Origin of the sequence: Drancourtella massiliensis (assembly GCF_016900655.1) — a bacterium.
Classification (GTDB): domain Bacteria; phylum Bacillota; class Clostridia; order Lachnospirales; family Lachnospiraceae; genus Sellimonas; species Sellimonas catena.
Window position 1 is genome coordinate 1 of the sequence record NZ_JACJKH010000021.1, and the last position, 22,223, is coordinate 22,223.

At 45.2% G+C, this 22,223-nt stretch carries 23 protein-coding genes; 22 read left to right on the forward strand and 1 reads right to left on the reverse strand.

What is annotated here, in order from left to right; translation table 11 throughout:
* The first annotated feature begins 248 nt into the window (after positions 1 to 248).
* Positions 249 to 767, forward strand: coding sequence for a hypothetical protein (locus tag H6A32_RS11415; RefSeq protein WP_191437242.1), 519 nt, complete (start codon positions 249 to 251; stop codon positions 765 to 767).
* A 359-nt stretch (positions 768 to 1,126) separates the two neighbouring features.
* Positions 1,127 to 1,525, forward strand: coding sequence for a type II toxin-antitoxin system HicB family antitoxin (locus tag H6A32_RS11420; protein ID WP_204864397.1), 399 nt, complete (start codon positions 1,127 to 1,129; stop codon positions 1,523 to 1,525).
* A gap of 101 nt (positions 1,526 to 1,626) precedes the next feature.
* On the opposite strand, the gene H6A32_RS11425 is transcribed toward H6A32_RS11420, so the two are convergent.
* Positions 1,627 to 2,001, reverse strand: a complete 375-nt coding sequence (locus H6A32_RS11425; RefSeq protein ID WP_191435198.1) for a PH domain-containing protein — start codon at positions 1,999 to 2,001, stop codon at positions 1,627 to 1,629.
* Between the two features lie 159 nt (positions 2,002 to 2,160).
* On the opposite strand from H6A32_RS11425, the gene H6A32_RS11430 reads away from it, so the two are divergent.
* The 20 genes from H6A32_RS11430 (at position 2,161) to hisF (ending at position 22,215) form a co-directional block, all read left to right on the forward strand.
* The gene (locus tag H6A32_RS11430) at positions 2,161 to 4,623 is read left to right on the forward strand and encodes a glycoside hydrolase family 3 protein (RefSeq protein ID WP_204864398.1); all 2,463 of its coding nucleotides are present in this window, start codon (positions 2,161 to 2,163) and stop codon (positions 4,621 to 4,623) included.
* A gap of 85 nt (positions 4,624 to 4,708) precedes the next feature.
* Complete coding sequence (hcp, locus tag H6A32_RS11435; RefSeq protein ID WP_204864399.1) at positions 4,709 to 6,301, forward strand: hydroxylamine reductase; 1,593 nt, start codon at positions 4,709 to 4,711, stop codon at positions 6,299 to 6,301.
* A gap of 256 nt (positions 6,302 to 6,557) precedes the next feature.
* Positions 6,558 to 7,328: an ABC transporter ATP-binding protein gene (locus H6A32_RS11440; RefSeq protein ID WP_087252475.1), complete on the forward strand. Its 771-nt coding sequence runs from the start codon at positions 6,558 to 6,560 to the stop codon at positions 7,326 to 7,328.
* Between the two features lie 31 nt (positions 7,329 to 7,359).
* Positions 7,360 to 7,671: a PadR family transcriptional regulator gene (locus H6A32_RS11445; RefSeq protein ID WP_087169428.1), complete on the forward strand. Its 312-nt coding sequence runs from the start codon at positions 7,360 to 7,362 to the stop codon at positions 7,669 to 7,671.
* 15 nt (positions 7,672 to 7,686) lie between these two features.
* Positions 7,687 to 8,346 (forward strand): hypothetical protein, encoded by a 660-nt coding sequence (locus tag H6A32_RS11450; protein ID WP_138372812.1) that lies wholly within the window; start codon positions 7,687 to 7,689, stop codon positions 8,344 to 8,346.
* A gap of 17 nt (positions 8,347 to 8,363) precedes the next feature.
* Positions 8,364 to 9,119 carry an ABC transporter ATP-binding protein gene (locus tag H6A32_RS11455; protein WP_087252477.1) on the forward strand — a complete coding sequence of 252 codons (756 nt, stop codon included), beginning with the start codon at positions 8,364 to 8,366 and terminating at the stop codon, positions 9,117 to 9,119.
* Positions 9,120 to 9,158: 39 nt separating this feature from the next.
* The gene (locus tag H6A32_RS11460) at positions 9,159 to 9,860 is read left to right on the forward strand and encodes a hypothetical protein (protein ID WP_204864400.1); all 702 of its coding nucleotides are present in this window, start codon (positions 9,159 to 9,161) and stop codon (positions 9,858 to 9,860) included.
* 45 nt (positions 9,861 to 9,905) lie between these two features.
* The gene (locus H6A32_RS11465; RefSeq protein WP_138372814.1) at positions 9,906 to 10,565 is read left to right on the forward strand and encodes a hypothetical protein; all 660 of its coding nucleotides are present in this window, start codon (positions 9,906 to 9,908) and stop codon (positions 10,563 to 10,565) included.
* A 189-nt stretch (positions 10,566 to 10,754) separates the two neighbouring features.
* Positions 10,755 to 11,672: a 1-phosphofructokinase gene (gene pfkB / locus H6A32_RS11470; protein WP_087252479.1), complete on the forward strand. Its 918-nt coding sequence runs from the start codon at positions 10,755 to 10,757 to the stop codon at positions 11,670 to 11,672.
* Positions 11,673 to 11,675: 3 nt separating this feature from the next.
* Positions 11,676 to 13,592, forward strand: coding sequence for a PTS fructose transporter subunit IIABC (locus H6A32_RS11475; RefSeq protein WP_204864401.1), 1,917 nt, complete (start codon positions 11,676 to 11,678; stop codon positions 13,590 to 13,592).
* A gap of 137 nt (positions 13,593 to 13,729) precedes the next feature.
* Positions 13,730 to 14,476, forward strand: coding sequence for a DeoR/GlpR family DNA-binding transcription regulator (locus tag H6A32_RS11480; protein ID WP_087169437.1), 747 nt, complete (start codon positions 13,730 to 13,732; stop codon positions 14,474 to 14,476).
* Positions 14,477 to 14,654: 178 nt separating this feature from the next.
* Positions 14,655 to 14,786, forward strand: coding sequence for a hypothetical protein (locus tag H6A32_RS16720; protein WP_275950822.1), 132 nt, complete (start codon positions 14,655 to 14,657; stop codon positions 14,784 to 14,786).
* 32 nt (positions 14,787 to 14,818) lie between these two features.
* Positions 14,819 to 15,163, forward strand: a complete 345-nt coding sequence (locus H6A32_RS11485) for a hypothetical protein (RefSeq protein ID WP_204864402.1) — start codon at positions 14,819 to 14,821, stop codon at positions 15,161 to 15,163.
* Between the two features lie 91 nt (positions 15,164 to 15,254).
* The gene (locus tag H6A32_RS11490; RefSeq protein WP_087169420.1) at positions 15,255 to 15,947 is read left to right on the forward strand and encodes a response regulator transcription factor; all 693 of its coding nucleotides are present in this window, start codon (positions 15,255 to 15,257) and stop codon (positions 15,945 to 15,947) included.
* Positions 15,940 to 17,259 (forward strand): HAMP domain-containing sensor histidine kinase, encoded by a 1,320-nt coding sequence (locus tag H6A32_RS11495; RefSeq protein WP_204864403.1) that lies wholly within the window; start codon positions 15,940 to 15,942, stop codon positions 17,257 to 17,259. Before H6A32_RS11490 ends, H6A32_RS11495 begins: the two co-directional genes overlap by 8 nt.
* A gap of 362 nt (positions 17,260 to 17,621) precedes the next feature.
* A complete protein-coding gene (locus H6A32_RS11500) occupies positions 17,622 to 18,524 on the forward strand; it encodes an MBL fold metallo-hydrolase (protein WP_204864404.1) in 903 nt (300 codons plus the stop codon).
* 80 nt (positions 18,525 to 18,604) lie between these two features.
* Positions 18,605 to 19,288, forward strand: a complete 684-nt coding sequence (locus H6A32_RS11505) for a response regulator transcription factor (protein WP_087169417.1) — start codon at positions 18,605 to 18,607, stop codon at positions 19,286 to 19,288.
* Positions 19,285 to 20,754 (forward strand): sensor histidine kinase, encoded by a 1,470-nt coding sequence (locus H6A32_RS11510; RefSeq protein WP_118637545.1) that lies wholly within the window; start codon positions 19,285 to 19,287, stop codon positions 20,752 to 20,754. Before H6A32_RS11505 ends, H6A32_RS11510 begins: the two co-directional genes overlap by 4 nt.
* Positions 20,755 to 20,835: 81 nt before the next feature.
* The gene (gene hisH, locus H6A32_RS11515; protein ID WP_087169415.1) at positions 20,836 to 21,450 is read left to right on the forward strand and encodes an imidazole glycerol phosphate synthase subunit HisH; all 615 of its coding nucleotides are present in this window, start codon (positions 20,836 to 20,838) and stop codon (positions 21,448 to 21,450) included.
* A 3-nt stretch (positions 21,451 to 21,453) separates the two neighbouring features.
* Entirely contained in the window at positions 21,454 to 22,215 is a 762-nt protein-coding gene (hisF, locus tag H6A32_RS11520; protein WP_087169414.1) for an imidazole glycerol phosphate synthase subunit HisF, read from the forward strand.
* Positions 22,216 to 22,223 lie beyond the last annotated feature (8 nt).

Genomic DNA, 22,223 nt, shown 5'->3' on the forward strand with positions numbered 1-22,223 from the left:
GCAGGTTTGTCAGTTTCAAATTTTTCCTGGCAATCTGAAAAAATATCTGCCAGAGAAAGCTGTTTATATGGTATCATAGTATCAGAATAACTCCTTTCTTGGATGGTGGTTTATAGTTTTGTGCAACTCTATTATAGCATATCAGGTGAGGAGTTATTTGTTTTTAAAAGCAAAAATGCCGTATTTATGCGGCTTGTGGCGTTTCGCAAACGCCTATTTCACTTACAGTTTGAGAGGAGGTCGAATGCATGGCAATATACAAGAAAATTTTAGGGTTATTCCCCCTGATGATAGTCTTGACAATGATTTGGGGATGTGGGAATCATATGGACAAATCCAGTGAATCTTTTGATATAACAAAATTCCCACGAGATGAGCAGGGCTATCCTAAAAGCGATATTGCAATTATCAATGGAAAAGAATTTTCTTTAAAAGATTTATCGGAATCCTATGTAGAAGACAACCTTGATTGTGTAATTGAACTTCCTGATGTTAAAACAGGGGATCGTATTGAAGTAATTCTTCCTCAATATCTTCCGGTTAATTTATGGAGTATTGAAGAAAAGGAGACCATTGATTTAACAAATTACAATAAGAAGGAATTGTCTGTTCGACAGGATGTAGAGGGAAAATCGGCCTTTGTTCAAAAATTTACCTTTACTACGGATGACACAAGTATTTTGTTTAAGTGGTCTAATGTGCGAGAATGCGGAAAATCATTTAATGAAAAAGAGAAGGATTATTTATTAAAAATAAATCTAACTTAACTCTAATTATATATCGAAAAGATTTTCTCCCGCCAACCGGTAATCGGTCGGCGGGATTGATTTATGTGGCTTTAGCTAGTTAAGCGTGGTGGAGTTTTTCGCGTTCCGAAAAATGTAGGCACGCTTAACAAAAAACCACTATTGACGGGTGGTCATGGTTTTCATGAACTATTGACATACGTAAAATTACGTATTACTATAAAGACATGATAAGGAAAGGAGATACAAAAGATGCCAATGACTCCGAAAGAGATGATAAAATATCTCAAGAAAAAGGGATTGGAGCAGGCAATACTTAAACAAGCAGGGCTCAAATAAGCCCTGCGCCTGAAATGAGAATGGAAATGGAGGTATCATGTATGAATAAATTATTTTATCCGTCAATCTTTCATACGGCAGAGGAAGGTGGATTTTGGGTAACTTTTCCGGATTTTCCAGAGTGTCTCACTGAAGGCGATGATTTGCAGAAAGCTTATGAAATGGCAGTGGAAGCTTTGGGTATAGTATTAGTAGGCAGAAAAGAAGATAGAGAAGTCATTCCAGATCCTACACCGATTAATGAGTTGAATGTAGAGGATGGTGCCATTGTGATCGTAGGATTTGATATGCTGGAATATCAGAGAAAGCACAATTCAAAGGCGGTCAAGAAGACTTTGAGTATTCCGGAATGGTTGAATGAAGAAGCAATAGAAAAGGGAGTGAATTTTTCACAAGTTCTTCAGGAAGCATTGATGAATAAATTGAATATCAGAAAATAAGAAACTGTACATTTAGAGAGTATGAATCCTTAGATACAGGAGTAATTCCTTCTGGATTTGTAAGAAAAGCGCCGCAAATACGGCGCTTTTTCCATTCTGTTTTATAAAATACAGGAAGAGATCAGTCTTCCGATTTCTCTTATATCTCCTCCGGCAGAAAACTCAAATGTGACATTACCAAGGCCGCTGAAGCAGAGGGTCAATTCGGAATCCATATCAAAGGTTCCGGCTGTTTCAATGGAAAATGCCTGAACTTTGGAGTACGGAAGGGAAGTAAAATCCTTTTTGGATCCGGTAATGCCCTGTACATTGCAGGCGATCAGTCGTTTGTTTGTGAATACCACATAGTCCCGCAGAGCACTGTAGTACCCGACGATTTCTTCTCCATAAATCAAAAGATCCAGGATTTCTTTCGGAAGATGCTTTTCTTTTGCTTTACTGAGTTTGAATACTTTTTTGTTCTGAAAATCAATCATAGTCTGTCCTCCGTTTTTCTTTTATCATAGCATATGGAAGATGTCTGTTCAATTATGAGCAGAGGTATCTTTCGTATTGACAACATAGTAAAACGATGTAAAAATTTATATATAAATCAAGCAAAAAAGAAGCTGAAAATCTGAAATGAGGTGAGGAACATGCACTTTGAAAGAAAAGAAACCATGTTTACAGGAACAACAAGCAGGGAACCGGAAGCATATGAGAAACTTCATGGGGAAATTGCGCGCCGGGCAGCAGAAGAGGGGATTGTCCTTTTGAAAAATGAGGAGCATCTGCTTCCGCTCAAAAAGGGAAGTAAACTTGCGCTGTTTGGTTCTGGTGCGTCCAGAACAGTCAAAGGAGGCACCGGTTCCGGAGATGTAAACGAGAGAAGAAGTATCAGCATCTATGAAGGTTTGAAAGATGCCGGATTTGAAATTATGACGGAGAAATGGCTCCATGAATATGAAGAAGAATATAAGGGAAAACGGTTGGAATGGAAAGAAGCGATTCTTGATAAAACAAAAAGCGGAACAGATTTTTTCACCGCATATTCCACTTCTCCATTTCATGTTCCGGCAGGACCGGAAATTTATACTGTCGATGCGGATGCGGCAGTTTTCGTCCTTGCCCGGAATGCAGGGGAAGGGGCGGACAGACGGGCAGAAAAAGGAGATTATTTTCTGAGCGATGAAGAGTATACCCTTCTTTCCGATGTCTGTGACAGATTTGAAAAGGTCATTCTGTTGCTGAATTCCGGCGGAGTTGTGGATTTGTCATTCCTTGAAAAGCTTCCGCAGATTCAGGCAGTACTGGCAGTATCACAGCCGGGCCAGGAGGGCGGCACTGCCGTGGCAGATGTTATCAGCGGGATTATTTCTCCAAGTGGAAAATTGACTGATACATGGGCATTTTCTTATGATGACTATCCGAATGCCGCGACATTTTCGCATAATAACGGAAATGTCGAGAAGGAGAAGTACGAGGAAGGCATCTATGTGGGATACCGTTATTTTGATACCTTCGAGATTCCGGTACGTTACGGATTCGGGTATGGAATGTCCTATGCATCTTTCACCATGAATACTGTCCGTATTAAAACGGCAGAAAACGGAGAGGTAAGAGTTACGGTCAAAGTGAGAAACCACAGCCAGGAGTTTTCCGGAAAAGAAGTGGTTCAGCTTTATGTATCCCTTCCAGTCGGAAAGATTGAAAAAGAGTTCCGTAGATTGTGCGCTTTTGCCAAGACCAGGATACTGGCTCCGGGAGAAGAGGAGACGGTTGAGATGACTTTTGATGCCGGAACGCTAGCCTCCTTTGATGAAAGCCGGGCAGCATGGATTCTGGAAGCGGGATGCTACGGAATCTATGTGGGAAATTCCCTTATGGAAAGCACACTGGAAGGTATCCTTGATGTAAAAGAGGAGAAAGTGCTGGCAGAAACAGAGCATATCTGTCCATTAAGAGAAACTCTGGAGGAGCTGTCTGTTCCGGCTGAAAAAATCCGGAAGCGGTATGAAGCGCTGATCAACAATACGGAGAATGTGCCGCACTTTTCCTATGATCTGGCCGGACTTGATACTATCCGGTATTGTTACGATTATAAAGAGCCGGGGGATGAAGCGGCGGAAATCACCAGTGGGCTGTCCGAGGATCAGCTGATCCTGCTTGCTGTGGGAGATCCGGGAAGCGGACAGGGAAGCAATCTTGGCGCAGCCGGGATTTCGGTGCCTGGATCTGCAGGTGAGACCAGCTCCTGTGCGGCCGGACAGGGAGTAAAAGCGATTGTTCTGGCTGACGGACCGGCAGGTCTGCGCCTGAGTCAGAATTATGTGGTGTACGATGGAAAAGTGCAGACGATTCCGTTTGAAGCGGCGATTGAAAGAGGATTTTTTTACGATGGGCCGGAACAGGAAGGAGATATTTATTATCAATATTGTACGGCGTTCCCTGTCGGAACACTTCTGGCTCAGACGTGGAATGAAGAATTGATCCGGGAAGTCGGTAATGCAGTGGGCGAGGAGATGGAGCGGTTTAAAGTGACGCTCTGGCTCGCGCCGGGAATGAATATCCACCGGAATCCTCTGTGCGGACGGAACTTTGAGTATTATTCGGAAGATCCGTTCCTCAGCGGAAAAATTGCCGCAGCCATGACAAAAGGAGTGCAGAAGCACCCTGGATGCGGAACAACTGTGAAGCATTTTGCCTGCAATAATCAGGAGGATAACCGGAGCGGATCCGACAGTATTCTTTCGGAACGAACCCTTCGGGAAATCTATCTGCGCGGCTTTGAAATTGTTATTCGGGAAGCGCATCCGCTTGCAATCATGACAAGCTATAATCTGATCAATGGTATCCATGCGGCAAACAGTTATGATCTCTGTACGAAAGCGGCCCGCTGTGAATATGGATTTCAGGGATTGATCATGACGGACTGGACAACGACGCAGCTGAGTGAAGACTGTACGGCTGCGGGATGCATTAAGGCAGGAAATGATCTGGTAATGCCGGGAGAACCGGAGGATCAGGAAAGTATCCGGCAGGCGTTGTCTGATGGAACGATATCAGAGAAGGAACTCCGGGACTGCGTCACAAGGATTGTGCGGACGACATTAAAATAATATAAAATCTGTTGTACTTACAACATATTTTGCTTTCTGACTCCTGTATACTGGCCATGGAACGAAAAAGTAAGGAGGACAGAAAATGGAAAAGCAGATGTTTTGTTATCAGTGTGAACAGACGGCAGGGTGCAGCGGATGTACCGGGAAAGCGGGAGTCTGTGGGAAGAAAGCAAGGACAGCAGGCCTTCAGGATGAACTGACCGGGGCGCTGATCGGACTTGCAAGGACGTGTGCGTCCAATCCGAAGACAGAAAATACGGACCGGTTGATTCTGGAAGGTCTGTTTGCTACTGTCACAAATGTCAATTTTGATGATGAAGCCATTGAAAGGCTGATTGATAAAGTAAGAGCAGAAAAAGAGCAGATTGCGCCGGGCTGCGCAGTATGCGAAGTAAAGTGCGGGAACACCGATGAATATGATATGAAATGGATCTGGGAAGCGCAGGAGGATATCCGGTCATTGAAATCTCTGATCTTATTTGGAATCCGGGGAATGGCGGCGTATGCTTATCATGCCATGGTACTGGGCTATGTGGATGAGGAAGTCAACACCTTTTTCTACAAGGCATTATCTATACTTGCAGAGGACTGGGGAATGGAAGAACTTCTTCCGGTGGTTATGGAGACCGGAGCAGTGAACCTGAAATGCATGGAACTGCTCGACCGTGCCAACACGGAAACATTTGGAAATCCGGAGCCGTCAGAAGTATCCTGGAAAGTGGAAAAAGGGCCGTTTATCGTTGTAACCGGTCATGATCTCTATGATCTGAAACTTCTTTTGGAACAGACGAAAGATCTGGGAATCCAGGTTTACACCCACGGAGAGATGCTCCCGGCTCATGCATATCCGATGCTTCGGAAATATCCGCATCTGAAAGGAAACTTTGGAACCGCATGGCAGAATCAACAGAAGGAGTTTGCAGACATTCCGGCACCGGTTCTTTATACGACAAACTGTCTGATGCCGGTAAAGGACAGTTATGCGGACCGGGTATTTACAACGGAAGTAGTAGGATATCCGGGCATGGTCCACATTGGTGAGGACAAAGATTTTACCCCGGTGATCCAAAAAGCACTGGAACTTGGTGGATATGAAAAAGATATGGAATTTACAGGAAGCAACGGCGGCAGCACCACAATGACCGGATTCGGCCATCAGGCAGTTCTGGGTGTGGCGGGTCAGATCATCGCAGGTGTGAAAAGCGGAGCGATCCGGCATTTCTTCCTGGTAGGAGGATGCGATGGAGCCCGCCCTGGAAGAAGCTATTATACAGAGTTTGTAAAACAGGCACCAAAGGATACGGTGATTTTGACACTGGCCTGCGGAAAATACCGGTTTAACGATCTGGATCTGGGAACAATCGGAGGAATCCCGCGGATGCTCGACATGGGACAGTGCAATGATGCCTACAGTGCCATCAAGGTTGCACTGGCACTGGCAGATGCATTCGGATGTGGTGTTAATGAACTGCCGCTGTCTATGATTCTGTCCTGGTATGAACAGAAAGCGGTCTGCATTTTGCTGACGCTTCTTCACCTCGGCATCAAAAATATCCGGCTTGGCCCGACACTGCCGGCATTTCTTTCAAAAGGTGTGGCGGAGTATCTGATAAAAGAATATGGAATTGCTCCGGTTACAACGCCGGAAGAGGATTTAAAGACAATCTTAGGATAAGAAGCTAAGAAGAAGGATGTTTCCACAATCAGGAGACATCCTTTTTCTATGCGCAGGAAGAAACCAGATTAGAATCTACGGCTTAAAATGACAATTTGCAAATTTGAACCGTATTTTTTGCTGACTTGTACTGGAAAATAGAACGAAACGATTAAGATGTTATCTTTTAGTCAGAATCTATTGACAAATGCCTACCTTGCTATATAATATAGTCAAGAGAAGAACCTTATCATACAAGGTAGACTGGAGGGAAATCATGGGAACAGTGTTAGAAGTGCAGGATATTATTAGAAATTATTCTAAAAAAGGTGATGGAGCCCGTCCGGCAGAGGATGATATCAAGGTCATCCGCGGGATCAGCATGAAAGTCGAGAAAGGAGATTTCCTCGGAATCATGGGAAAATCCGGATGCGGAAAGTCAACGCTGCTCCGGGTGCTTGGACTTCTGGACCGGCCGACAGAAGGAAAAATTTATTTTGAAGATTTTGATACGGAAGAGTTGTGGAAGGATGAGCTGGCAGACATCCGCAGAAGGAAGATCGGATTTATCTTCCAGGACTACTACCTGATGGACAGTCTGACAGTGAGGGAAAACATGATTCTGCCGATGATTTTAGACAAGGCGGATTCCGCGGAAATGAAAAAGCGGGCGGAAAAATATGCGGAACAGTTTGAGATTTCGCATCTTCTTGATAAGAAGCCGACGGAGCTTTCCGGCGGAGAGAAGCAAAGAGCCGCGATCTGCCGGGCGCTGATCAATGACCCGGAACTGATTCTGGCGGACGAACCGACGGGAAATCTGGATTCCAAATCCGGAAAAATTGTTCTGGATGCACTCAAAGAGATTAATAGATGGGGAAAGACTATCATCATGGTGACTCATGACCCTCAGATGGCGAGCAATTGTAAGCATGTGATTTTGCTGAAAGATGGCGTGATTTTAAAGACACTGGACCGCAAAGGAGACGATGAAAAAGAGCGGGAACGCTATTATCGGGAGATTCTCGGAGAAATGGAGCAGCTTTAAGTGAAACAACAAGAGACAGGCGGTGAGAAATATGGACAAAGCGCAGCTTATGAAAGGGATTCTGGAAGGATGCATTCTGAAGATCATTGATCAGGAAGAGACATACGGATATGAGATCGTAACAAGGCTCCAGGATTATGGATTTTCTGACGCAAAAGAAGGCACGCTTTATCCGCTTTTACTCCGCCTGGAGAAAAAGAAGCTGATTAAGGGAACCTTTAAAGAAAGTCCTCTGGGGCCGAAGCGGAAGTACTACGCACTGACTCAGGAGGGAAAGGACTATGTCGATCAGTTTTATCAGGCATGGCAGGAAGTGAAAGAGTCTGTTGACCGGATCTTCTGACAGGAGGCGAGAAAAATGTTATGGAAAAATGAATTGACAGAAATAAGAAATGAGAATGCAGAGCAGATCAGTGGAATGAACGGAGCAATGTGGGATCAGTTATCTCCGATGGTAGAATATCTTTCCTCTTTTTCGATCCCGATGTTTGAAGAAGAAGTGATAAAAAAAGATCTGATCGGCATGGCAAAGGAGGCGGAGATCGAACAGATCTCTCTGGAAGAAAAACTGGGCATGCCGCCGAAAGAATTTTGCGACAACCTGATTGAAAACGGGGAAGAAAGAACCGGAAAAAGAAAGGTGGAGGAGCAGATTCTGGAATTGGCTGTGAATTTTGTATGGTATCTGACTGTTTTCTGGCTCATTGGGGCTTTGCTGGATGCAGAACCAAGAATGGTTTATGCATCAGATATGTTATTCGCATTTTTCGCAGCATTGTCAGATGTATGGCTTCCTGGAAAACGTATTATGGCATGGGATAAACGTAAAGAATATCTTAGGCATTTGATTAAGATAGGGTCATTAGTACTTGTAGTATTTACAGATGTCTGGACAGATCTGGCTATTACAGGAAATGGATTTGTCATAGGAGGGTGTCTGATTTTGTTATCTGTTTTGGCAGCTTTTATCAGTGCAAACTACTGGAAAAAGCAGTCGCAGAAATACGACTGGAAATAGAAAGCGGGGAAAAGAAGATGTATGTGCTTGAAGTTGAAAATTTAATTCGTAATTATCAGAAGGCTGTAGGGAAAAAGGGAAAAGAAGATATAAAAGTTTTAAAAGGACTGAACTTTCAGGTGGAAGAAGGAGATTTCACCGGAATTATGGGAAAATCCGGATGTGGAAAGACGACCCTTCTGAAAGTTCTGGGGATGATTGATAAGCAGACAGATGGAACGGTCCGATTCATGGGACAGGACACAAAAGGACTTTCCGGAGATACGCTGGCGGATATCAGAAGAACGAAACTCGGATTTATCTTTCAGGACTATTACCTGATGGACAGTCTGACAGTTGAGGAAAATATCATGTTGCCGATGATCCTCGGGCAGGAGGACGCGCAGAAGATGATGGACGCGGCAAAGGCATATGCGGAAAAGTTTCAGATCGATCATCTGCTAAACAAGAATCCGTATGAGCTTTCCGGCGGGGAAAAACAGAGAGTGGCAATCTGCCGGGCACTGATTAACAATCCGGATCTGATTCTGGCCGATGAGCCGACGGGAAATCTGGACTCCAAGTCCGGCAAAATCGTGATTGAAGCACTTCGAACCATCAATCAGGAAATGAAGAAGACGATTGTCATGGTTACTCACGACCCGCAGATGGCAAGCAACTGCCGGAAGATTATCCTTCTGAAAGACGGAGTGATTTTGGAAACGCTGGAACGGGGAGAAAAGAGCCAGGAAGAATTTTATCAGGAAATCATCGGAAAGATGGAGGAACTGTAAAAAAGTAGAGAAAGGTCAAAGCGGGGAAGAAGGGATCATATGCTGCTGACAAAGTTATGGGAAAATGATCTGATCAAAATCAGACAGGAAAATGTAAACCGGATATCCGTTCTGGATGGGAAAATGTGGGATCAGCTTTATCCGATTGTAGAATATCTGGATTCCTCGTCACTTCCGCTCTTTGAAGAAGAAGTGATCAAAAAGGAACTGATCGGAATGGCAGAAGAAGCCCTGATTGAAGGAATCACTCTGGAAGAGAAGCTTGGCATGCCGGGACAGGAGTTTTGTGATCAGATGCTAAGCTCCAGAGAGAAAAGTGACAGGAGAAAAAAAGGAGAATATTTGGTAGAATTTGCAGTTCACTTCGTCTGGTTTCTGACATTTTTCAGTATAGAAACCATCTGGACAAATCAGATTGAACTGGATATGAGTACTGTGATCCTGGCAGTGATAGGTGCGGCCGCTTCTCTTTGGATTCACGATCAGATATTTATTCATCCTATTACAGATTACAGAGGGAAGATCGCATTCCGGTCTAAAAAATCACAGGCGCTGATCATCCTTTTGGTGATTCTGTGTCTGATCTTTGCAGACTGGCTGCTTTGGAGAATGGATATCCGGATTTCCATTCCATGCGGAGGCAGAATCTTCTTTGCAGGAATGCTGGTATTATCCTACCTGATGCTGCTTGTAAGAAAACAGTACTGGAACCGCCGGTCAAAGGAATATGAATGGGCATGATGAAGAAAAGGCAGGAGGCATAAAGACATGTTCTGGAGGAACGATTTGACAACATTAAGAAAAGAAAATACAGGCCGTATCGCGGACATGGGAGAAGAGATGTGGGAACAGCTGTATCCCGCACTACAGTACCTGTCGACCAGGCAACTTTCACTTTTTGATCGGGAACTGATCAAAAGCGAACTGATCGGCATCGCGGAAGAGGCAGAGATCCAGGGGGCCAGGCTGGACCGGAAGATGGGGATGCCTTATCAGGCATTCTGCGATTTTCTGATTGAAAAACGGGGAATCAGGAAAAAAAGTTCCATTGGAGAACAATTACTGGAAACAGGGACTTGCTTTATATGGTGGCTGACGTTCTTTGCAGTAGTCAATCTGATTCAGAATGATAATGCTGTCCGCTCTAATGAGATTCTGGCGGCGCTGGTAGCAGCCATGGCGGTTGTTCTTCTGGGAGACCACATGTTTGAGTACAGAGGAAGACTTTCCGTGGATCAAAAGAAATGGCGGATACAGATTGGAGTGATGGTGGTCTGCTTTTTCGTTCTGGCGGCTGTGACATCCAGGTATCCGATTGCCATCCCTCTGACAGCAGGTAGATGGATTGTGATCGGGATTCTGCTTGTTGCTTCCGTTCTTCTGCTGCTTATCAGAAACTGGTACTGGAACAGCAGGTCAAAGCAATATAACTGGAAATCTGAATAAAGAGTGGAAAAGAACTCCTGCGATGTTGGGGAATGAAATCGCAGGAGTTCTTTGTTGCACTTAAATGATTGAATTTGACCGATTGTGAAAAATTTACAAAAAATAAGTAAAAATATTGTGAAATAAAATGATTGATTATGACTGATAATGGTGCTATGATAAGCATAGAAAGAACGGAGGTAGAAAAGAATGATTTACACAGTAACATTTAATCCGTCACTGGATTACATTGTGACAGTCAATGATTTCCGGCTTGGAGAGACGAATCGGACGGCATCAGAGCAGATGCTCCCGGGAGGCAAGGGAATCAACGTGTCTACGGTACTGGAAAACCTCGGATTTGATAATACTGCCCTTGGATTTGTGGCAGGATTTACCGGAAGAGAGATTGTAAGCAAAGTGCAGGAGCTGGGATTCCAAAGTGAATTTATTGAGCTTGACGAGGGATGGTCAAGAATCAATATCAAAATGAAGGATTTTGACGGAACCGAGATCAATGGACAGGGACCGGCTATCAGTGAAGCGGCTGTGAAAGCACTTCTGGAAAAGCTGGACGGACTGAAAGAAGGAGATATTCTGGTGCTGGCAGGAAGCATTCCGGCAAGTATTCCGGAAACGATTTATGCGGAGATTATGAAGCGGTTGGATGGAAAAGGAGTGCTCACAGTGGTGGATGCGACCAATGACCTGCTGATGGAAGTACTTCCGTATCATCCATTCCTGATCAAACCGAATCAGCACGAACTGGGAGCGATATTCGGAGTGGAACTTGATACTCAGGAATCTGTTGTGCCGTATGCCCGGAAAATGCAGGAACGGGGTGCGCTGAATGTGCTCGTATCCATGGGCGGCAAGGGAGCCGTGCTTCTGGATGCAGACGGAGAGGTGCATATGCTTCCGGCGCCGGAAGGAACTCTTGTCAATGCAGTGGGCGCAGGAGACTCCATGGTGGCAGGATTTCTGGCAGGATGGCTGGAAAAGAAAGATTACGAACATGCTTTCCGGATGGGAGTGTCCGCAGGAAGTGCCAGTGCCTTCTCGGAGCGTCTGGCAACAAGAGCAGAGGTGGAAACATTGTATCGATCGATAGAGGATGGGAGGAAATAGAGGATGAGAATCACAGAATTACTGGATAAAAGAAGTATTTCTCTTACTGCCGCGCCGGCTTCCAAAAGCGAAGCACTTGATATGGCGGTGGATCTGATGGCGGCAGGCGGAAAGATCCGGGACAAAGAAGCGTACCGGAAAGAAGTGTATTTAAGAGAAGAAGAAAGTACGACCGGAGTCGGAGGCGGCATCGCGATTCCGCACGGAAAATGTGACGCGGTGGCAAAGCCCGGTCTTGCAGCGATGGTAATCAAAGACGGAGTGGATTTTGATTCTTTGGACGGGGAGCCGGTAAATCTGATTTTCCTGATTGCCGCGCCGAATACAAAGGATAATATTCACCTGGATGTGCTGAGCAAACTTTCTATTCTCCTGATGGATGAGCAGTTTTCAGAGAATCTGAAAAAAGCATCCACACCGGAAGAATTCCTTCGGATCATCGATGAGGCAGATGAAGAGAAACCGGATGTCGATGAACAGCTGGCGGCACAGACGGAGTCCGAACCGCAGGAAAAGGCATGCAGGATTCTGGCAGTGACTTCATGTCCGACTGGTATTGCACACACGTATATGGCTGCGGAAGGAATCGAAAAAGCAGCGAAAAAGGCAGGATGCTTTGTAAAGGTAGAGACGAGGGGATCCGGCGGAGCAAAGAACGTACTGACAGAAGAGGAAATCGCAGAGGCAGACTGTATCATCGTTGCAGCAGACGCAGAAGTACCAATGGACCGTTTCCATGGAAAACGTCTGATCGAATGCCCGGTTTCCGATGGAATCGGTAAGGCAGATCAGCTTGTAGAGCGGGCGATGCATGGTGATGTGCCGATTTACAAAAGCGGAAATCCGAATGCAGGCAAGTCACAGAAATCATCCGGAGGCGGAGCCCACAAGGTATATACACAGCTGATGAACGGAGTTTCCCACATGCTTCCGTTCGTAGTTGGAGGCGGTATCCTCATTGCCCTTGCGTTTCTGATTGATGGCCTCAGCATCGATATCAATTCCCTTTCCGATGAGATGCGTGCAAACTTCGGTACGATCACGCCGGTAGCAGCGGCATTGAAAGGAATAGGAGATACGGCATTTGGATTCATGCTCCCGGTACTTGCAGGATTCATTGCCATGAGTATCGGAGACCGTCCGGCACTGGCAGTCGGATTTGTAGGCGGAATGCTTGCATCTCAGGGCAAATCCGGATTTCTTGGAGCTCTTCTTGCGGGATTTGTAGCAGGATACCTGATTCTCCTTCTGAGAAAAGTATTTGCGAAACTGCCGCAGTCCATTGAAAAGATTGCGCCGGTGCTTCTGTATCCATTGTTCGGAATTCTGATTATGGGACTTCTGATGAATTATGTGATTGAGCCTCCGGTGGGAGCATTGAATACCGCGCTTAATACAGGACTGACCAATATGAGCGGAAGCAGCAAGATTCTCCTTGGAATTATCGTTGCAGGCATGATGTCTATCGATATGGGAGGACCGTTCAACAAGGCAGCATATGTATTCGGAACTGCATCCATTGCAGCCGGTAACTATGATATTATGGCAGCCGTTATGATCGGCGGTATGGTACCTCCATGCGCCATCGCTCTGGCGACACTGCTCTTTAAGAAGAAATTTACAAAAGAAGAACGGGAATCCGGTCCGGTAAACTTTATCATGGGACTTGCGTTTATTACAGAAGGAGCGATCCCGTTTGCGGCATCTGATCCGATCCATGTCCTTCCGTCCTGTATCATCGGTGCCGCAGTATCAGGTGCGCTTTCCATGGCATTTGGCTGTACTTTGATGGCTCCGCATGGCGGAATCTTCGTATTCCCGGTTGTGGATCATGCCCTGATGTATCTTGTATCCCTGGTAATCGGTACGATTGTCGGAGCCGTACTCCTTGGAATACTTAAAAAAAGGGTAGAAGAATAAAGAAAAAATCAAACAGCATTACGCCGCGAGAAGATTATCACATCCGCGGCGTATTTTGATCCGGGTGGGAGATTGACGGGAAAGGAGAATTCTACTATAGTTATATGAGAGAAAAAGGTTTAGTCGGAGGGAAGGTTATGCTGACAGAAAAACGACAAAAAGAGATCTTGAAACTTCTGGGAGAGAAGGGAAGCGTGACCGTTCAGGAACTGACAGAAAAGCTGAATGCGTCCGAGTCCACAATTCGGAGAGACCTGACACTTCTCCATCAGAAAGGAGAACTGGTCAAGGTGTTTGGAGGAGCTGTCCAGACAGAATCCAGGATCAATATCCGGGAAGAAAAAGTTGCTCTCAGGAAAGAATTGAAAAAAGAGGAAAAAATCCGGATTGCCAGGTATGCGGCATCGCTTGTGGAGCCGGATGATTTTGTCTACCTGGATGCCGGCACGACAACGGAATACATGATTCCGTTTCTGACAGAGAAGTCAGCCGTCTTTGTGACCAATGCGGTTTCCCACGCTCTGCAGCTCACGGAGAATGGGTTCCGGGTGATCCTGATCGGCGGCGAACTCAAAGCGGCGACCGAGGCGATTGTTGGAAACGAAGCCTACGTCAATCTCCAGAAATATAATTTTACAAAAGGTTTTTTCGGAACGAACGGGGTAAACCGGACGTCCGGGTTTACGACGCCGGATATCAATGAGGCGATGATAAAAGGATGTGCGATGAAACATGCCCAAAAGCCGTATGTACTCTGTGACAGCAGCAAATTTCTGGTATCGAGTCCTGTAAGCTTTGGAGAATTCGGGGATGCAATGATTATTACGGACCGATGCCCGGATGAAAGCATGTATTCGGACAGCAATATTATCATAGTAGAATAGGACAGATACATGTTATGATCCCGGAAAAAACAGCAGGAATTCATCCTGCTGTTTTTTTGTTGACAGAACACTGATCTTTCGATAAGATGGGAAATATTTAGAGGGATGATGAGCCGGAAAGGGGAAATCTGCATTAAGAATTGTTCAGAACTTTTTCAGGAACGGTTAAGATCTGCCGTTGATAATAGAAGTATCAAAGGAAGCAGATATAAAGATACATAACAAAGCAGCCTTTGAAACAGAAAAAGAAAGTGAGGAACAGATTTTATGCAGGAACAGAAAAAAGAAAAAGGAAAAAAAGGATTTGTAAAGAAAGGCCTCATTCTGGCACTGGTTGGAGCAATGGTGTTTGCCATGGCAGCATGTGGAGGAAAAGATGATAAAAAGTCCACAGCAAAAAGCACTGCCGGGAGCAGCTCAAGCTCCGAAAAAAAAGATTCCGATAAGAAAGGCGCTGAATCTGAAAAAAAGGACTCCGATAAGAAAGTCACTGAATCTGAAAAGAAGGACTCCGATAAGAAAGGCGCTGAATCTGAAAAGAAGGACTCCGATAAAAAAGTCACTGAGTCTGAAAAGAAGGATTCCAAAAAGAAAAGCGGGAAAACTTCAAAGAACAACAAAACAAGAGGAAAAGCATCCGGGAATACGAAATCAGGAAAGACGGGTTCAGGAAAGAGTTCAAAATAATAAGAACAGGAATCAAAACAGGTGATACAGGGTGTGCTTCTTTCGGGAGGCGGACCCTGTTGTTTTGTCAGAGTGAGTGTAAGGTGAGTAAATGGAACGGATTTTAATGATTGAAGATGATGAAGACATCAGGGAAGGAGTGAGGATTCTTCTTGAAGGAGAAGGTTATGAAGTGCTTGAGGCAAAGAATGGGGGGGAAGGTCTGCAGCTGCTGGCAGAGGGGCCTGATCTTGTGATTCTGGACATCATGATGCCCGGGATGTCCGGACTGAAGACATGTGAAGAGATCCGGAAAATTTCGTATGTACCGGTACTGTTTCTGACCGCAAAAGCGCAGGAATCGGACAAACTGATCGGATTAATGGCAGGCGGGGATGATTATCTTCCGAAGCCGTTTTCCTATTCGGAACTTCTTGGAAGAGTCAAGGCTTTGATCCGCAGATGGAAAACATACCGCGGAAAGGAACCGGATCGAAAAAAGGACACGTATCTGGAACAGGCCGGAATCCGTTTGAATGAAATGTTTAATGAAGTTTTTGTCCGGGGTGGAAGTACAGAGCTTTCCGAAATTGAATACCAGATTTTAAAACTGATGATGCAGCATCCGGGGAAGATTTTTTCGGCCCAGAATCTTTATGAAAGTGTCTGGGATGAACCATATTTTTACAATTGCAATGGTACGGTAATGGTGCATATCCGGAAACTACGGGTAAAAATAGAGGAAGATCCGAAAAATCCACAGAGAATTCAGACTGTATGGGGGAAGGGGTACCGATTTGGATAATGGGAAGAAAAAAATTCATTCATTATATTTTGAACTGATCCGCCTGCTTCTGGTATCAGCAACAGTTTCTCTTTTGTTTTTTTTCATATTGAACCGGGCGGGGGAAAATCTGCTTACATTTTATTTTTATGAAAGTGATTATGTACAGAAAGCAAGTGACCATTCCATCAAAAATCTCCAGGAATATGTTACAGAAAACCATGTTTCCTCCAATGATTCTGAAAAGCTGACGAAATGGGTGAATGAACAGAAAATCGTTGCAATCAGTGTCTATAAGGAGGAACTTCTGACATATGATTCTCTGTATCCGGATGAAGAAGTGGAGAATGCCGCAATAGAAGGCGGGTATTATGAGTGGGAGTCTTACTATACAGTTGAATTTTCGGACGGAACCGCAGATGTATTTCTGTATGGATTCTTTTCCTACCAGTTTTACAGCTATGCGCTGATTGCCGAGATTCTGCTTGCTGTGGCGTTGTTTATTATGACAGCGGTACTGGGGATCCGTAAACCTGTAAAATATATTGGAAAGCTGAAAGAAGAATGTGAGATTCTGGGAAATGGCGATCTGGAATATCAGATTTCGGTAATAGGAAAGGATGAGCTTGCCGATCTTGCGTCCGGAATGGATCACATGCGCAGGGCTTTGAAAGAAAGTATAGAAAAAGAAGAAGAACTGTCCCGGGCAAATCGGAGAATGATTACGGAAATGTCCCACGATCTGAGAACACCGCTCACTTCTTTGCTTCTCTATACAGATATTCTGGCGAAAAAAGAGATCCATGATATGGAGCAGATCCGGGAATACATCCGCAAAATTGACCGGAAAGCCCACCAGATCAAAGTTATGTCGGACCATATTTTTGAGTATGCCCTCGTAACAGAAGATATGGAAGTCAGGACCGGAGAGCCGGAAAGCCTGGACAGCATCTTTTATGATCCGCTCTCTGAGATGGCGGGGTATCTGGAAGAAAAAGGCTACAGAGTCGATGTCGAATGGAAAGACGAGGATGGGAAAATCTGTGTGGATCCGGAATACATCAACCGGATTCTGGATAATCTCGTCTCTAATATTGTAAAATACGCAGATCCGGAAGAACCTGTCCGGATTCGGACAGTCTGCAGGGATTCCTGTCTGGGGATCTGTTTTTCCAACCGGATCTTGCGGGAAACGGACGAAAGAAAAGAGAGTACGAAAATCGGGCTTCACAACATTCGGAAGATGATGAAAAAAATGCGGGGAGTTTCCGAGGTATGTCAGGAAGACGGCATGTTCTTTCTGACGATACTCTTTCCAAGAACAGAAGAATAGAGCAAATCCTGCCGGGAGATATGATGTTTCCACAGGCAGGATTTTTTCGTGTACCCGGGAAAGCTCTGAACAAAAAAAGGAGGAGCCGTCCTGGCGGCTCCTGAAGGAAGAGAGAAAAATCTATCTAAAAAAATCTAAATGTCTAGGCGAAGGACAACAATCACAAAGAATTAGGAACTCTTTCCAACTGTTGTCTTCTTCTTCTCTGAAGATGTTTATAGTATAGCGCACAAATGTGAGTAATTTATGTCTCCGCGATGAAGGATTTATAAAAGAACTTAAGAAAATATAAACATCATCTGAATGATTTGGAAAGCTTGCAGATACAATAAAAGGAAACAGGTTTTCCGGAGGATGAAGAAGTGAGAAAGAAGAGAAGAATAGTCATATATCTGTTTGTTCTGGCGCTTTTGGCAGGTATGTCTGTTATCTGGATTCTGGGCAGAAAAGCAGAGAATCCGGAACAGAATAATACGGAAACAGTATCCGGAAACATGGAGGTGCACTTTCTGGATGCAGGACAGGGGGACAGCATTCTTGTGCGGTCGGAGAATGAAAATTTACTGATTGATGCAGGGACCAATGAGGATGAAGAAATGGTCGTTTCCTATTTAAAAGAACAGGGGGTAGAAAAGCTTGATTATGTCATTGCCACACATCCTCATATTGATCATATCGGCGGGATGGATGCTGTAATTGAAACCTTTCCGGTGGGAACCTGTTTCCTTCCGGAAGAAACGTATGATACAGAAAGCTTTCAAGAAGTTCTTACCGCGCTGGATGAAGCGGACGTAAAGATCAGACATCCTGAGTTTATGGAAAACTATGAAATAGGAAGCGGCAGATTTGTATTTATCACGCCGGATTCTGAAAAACAGTATGAAGATATCAACGATTCATCACTCGGGATTCGTCTGACAAATGGTGTACACAGCTTCCTTTTATGCGGAGACATCAGTCAGAGAATCGAAAAAGAGATCCTGAAATCCGGGATCTCAATCCGCTCGGATGTCATGAAACTGAATCATCATGGAAGCCGGGACGCCAACTCATGGAAGTTTTTAAAAGCGGCATCTCCTTCTTTTGTCGTGATAACCTGCGGCACCAGAAATGAGTTCGGACATCCACATGAGAAAGTCATGAAACGGGTGGAGAAACTGGGGGCAGGTGTTTTCCGGACCGACCTTCAGGGAACCATCGTGTTTGAAAGTGACGGGGAAGCTCTGAAATGCAGCACCGGTCCGGAGGAAGGAAGCAGAAAATAAGATTGTACACAAAAAGGACATAATTATCTGTTAAAATACAGAAAATAGATAGATTATCGAGAAGAAGGGATGAATTGTTTATGGAGCATATTAAGATACTGGTGGTGGATGACGAAAGCAGAATGCGCAAGCTTGTCAGAGACTTCCTGGAAAGAGCCGGATTCCAGGTGCTTGAAGCAGGAGACGGGATGGATGCGCTGGATGTTTTTTACGATAATCAGGATATCGGACTTATTATTCTGGATGTGATGATGCCGAAGATGGATGGATGGGAAGTATGCAGGGAGATCCGCAAGGAGTCCAAAGTTCCGATCATCATGCTGACGGCAAGAGGAGAAGAGCGGGATGAGCTGAATGGGTTTGAACTTGGCGTCGATGAGTACATTTCCAAGCCGTTCAGTCCGAAAATCCTTGTGGCCCGTGTCAATGCGCTCTTAAGAAGGACGAGCGGACTTGCCATGGATCAGACGGTTTCTGCAGGAGGTATTGAGATTGACAAGGCAGCCCATATCGTGAAAATTGACGGCAATCCGGTCGATTTAAGTTTCAAGGAGTTTGAGCTTCTTACCTATTTTATGGAAAATCAGGGGATTGCCCTGTCCAGAGAGAAGATTTTGAACAATGTATGGAACTACGATTATTTCGGAGATGCCAGAACGATTGATACTCACGTGAAGAAGCTTCGAAACAAGCTGGGGGACAAAGGCGAGTATATCCGGACCATCTGGGGGATGGGCTACAAATTTGAGGTTGCAAAATCATGAAAAAATTTGGAGCAAAGCTCTCTATCCGAAAAAAGATGATGTTCATTTTTGTCGGACTGATTCTTTTTCTTCTGATTCTTCTTGTGTTTGTAAACGGTACATTTGCAGAATGGTACTATATGGCAAATAAACGGTCGGACTTAGTGAGTATTTATAAGGAAATCAGCAAGGTGCAGGAGAAGGATCTTCTGGGAAACGACTCGGAAGTGCTGAAACTGAACCGTATGACCGAGAGAAATAATGTTTCCGTCCTTTTGATTGACAGTTCCATGAGGGTACAGTATGCGAACGTCTATGATGTGAGCATCCTGATAGATCAGGTTCAGGATTATGTGCTCGGCAACAAGCCGCCGCTGCTTGACAGCGGGGACTACCTGATTACAAGGGCGAGAGATGTGATGAGCGGAGCGGAATACCTGGAAATGTGGGCACAGTTTGATAATTCCAATTATCTGCTGATGCGGTGTTCCCTTGACAGTATCCGCTCTAATGTGTCGATTTCCAACCAGTTTATTTTCTATATCGGTATTCTGATTCTTGCGATTGGAATTATTCTTGTTTGGTTTTTCTCAAGAAGAATTTCGGAGCCGCTTCTGGAACTGGCGGAGCTGTCAAAAAAGATGGCAAAGCTTGATTTTGACGCAAAATATACAAGAGGCGGAGCAGACGAGATCGGAATTCTTGGAGAAAGTTTTAATACGATGTCAGATGAGCTGAAAGACAAGATTTCCGAATTAAAGACAGCCAACTATGAACTGCAAAGAGACATCAAAAAGAAGGAACAGGTAGAGACCATGCGTACAGAGTTTATCGGGAATGTATCGCATGAACTGAAAACACCGATTGCACTGATCCAGGGATATGCGGAAGGTTTGAAAGACGGGATCACGGATGATCCGGAAAGTATGGAGTTTTACTGCGATGTCATTATTGATGAGGCCAACAAGATGAACAGGATGGTGAAAAACCTTCTGACGTTGAACCAGCTGGAACAGGGCAGAGACGATACCCAGTTTGAACGGATCGATATCACAAGCCTGATCCGGGGTGTGGTGCAGAGCCTTGAAATCATGGCAAAGCAGAAAGAAGCGGATATCCGTATGAATACCCAGGAGCCGGTTTTTGTATGGGCAGATGAGTTCAAGGTAGAACAGGTTGTGCGAAACTATGTAAGCAATGCCCTGAACCATGTGGATGAAAACCGGATCGTGGATATCCGGATTGAAGAGCGGGATGGTAAGATACGGATCAGCGTCTTCAATACAGGGGAGCCGATACCGGAGGAGGATATCGAACACATCTGGGAGAAATTTTATAAAGTGGACAAGGCAAGAACCAGAGAATATGGAGGAAATGGAATCGGACTTTCGATTGTCAAGGCCATCATGGAATCCTTCCATCAGAATTACGGGGTAAAAAATTATGAAAACGGAGTACAGTTCTGGTTTGAACTTGACAAAAAGTAAAAATGCGGGCGTGTCCCGCATTTTTACATTTTCTTTTTGAAAGGGGTGTGTTAAACTTAGAAAGATAAGGAGTGGATAACAATGATTGCATTGATTGATTATGACGCAGGAAATATGAGAAGTGTGGAGAAGGCGCTTGATTTTCTTGGAGAGAAGCCGGTTGTCACACGAAAACGGGAGGAGATACTGGGAGCAGACCGGATTATCCTTCCGGGAGTCGGGTCTTTTGGAGACGCGATGCACAATCTGGAAGCATTTGGACTGACAGAGGTGATCAAAGAGGCGGTAGAAAAGAAAATTCCGCTGCTTGGAATCTGCCTTGGCATGCAGGTCCTTTTTGAAAAGAGCGAGGAAAGTCCGGGCGTGAAAGGTCTTGGAATTTTAGAAGGTGAGATTGTCAGGTTCCCGAAGACGGAAGGGCTTAAGATTCCGCATATGGGCTGGAATTCTCTTTCCTGTTCGAAGGACGGCAGGCTGTTTGAGGGACTTGAGGAGAATCCTTATGTATATTTTGTCCACTCATACTATCTGAAAGCGAAAGATCCAAAGATCGTAAAAGCAACTGCCGAATATGGAGTGACGATTCATGCCTCGGTGGAGAAGGGCAGCGTCTTCGGATGCCAGTTCCACCCGGAAAAGAGCGGCGGGACAGGGCTTCATATTCTGAAAAATTTCATAGAAAGACAGGGGGAGTAGCAGATGTTTACGAAGAGAATTATTCCATGTCTGGACGTGAACAATGGACGGGTTGTAAAGGGAGTCAACTTTGTAGATTTAAGAGACGCCGGAGATCCGGTGGAAGTCGCAAAGGTTTATGATAAAGAAGGGGCGGACGAACTGGTATTTCTGGATATTACCGCTTCCTCTGATGCAAGAAATACAGTCGTTGACATGGTAGAACAGGTGGCTGAGAATGTCTTTATTCCGTTTACGGTTGGCGGCGGAATCCGTACAGTGGAGGACTTCCGGACGATTTTAAGAGCCGGGGCGGACAAGATTTCCATCAATTCCTCTGCGCTGAATACTCCGGATCTGATCTCGGACGCGGCGTACAAGTTCGGGAGCCAGTGCGTGGTGGTCGCCATCGACGCGAAGAAGCGTGCGGATGGAAGCGGATGGAATGTATACAAAAACGGCGGAAGGATCGACACCGGCCGGGATGCTGTGGAGTGGGCCATGGAGGCCGAGCGGCGCGGCGCAGGGGAAATTCTTCTGACGAGTATGGACGGAGACGGGACGAAGGCAGGATATGACCTGAACGTGACAAGACAGATTGCGGATGCGGTGTCGATTCCGGTGATTGCTTCCGGAGGAGCAGGAGAGCTGTCCCATTTCTATGACGCGTTCAGCGAGGGACATGCGGATGCGGCTCTGGCGGCATCGCTGTTCCACTATAAAGAGCTTACGATCCGGGAAGTCAAGGAGTATCTGAGGGACAAAGGAATCCCGGTCAGACTCTGATGTGAGGA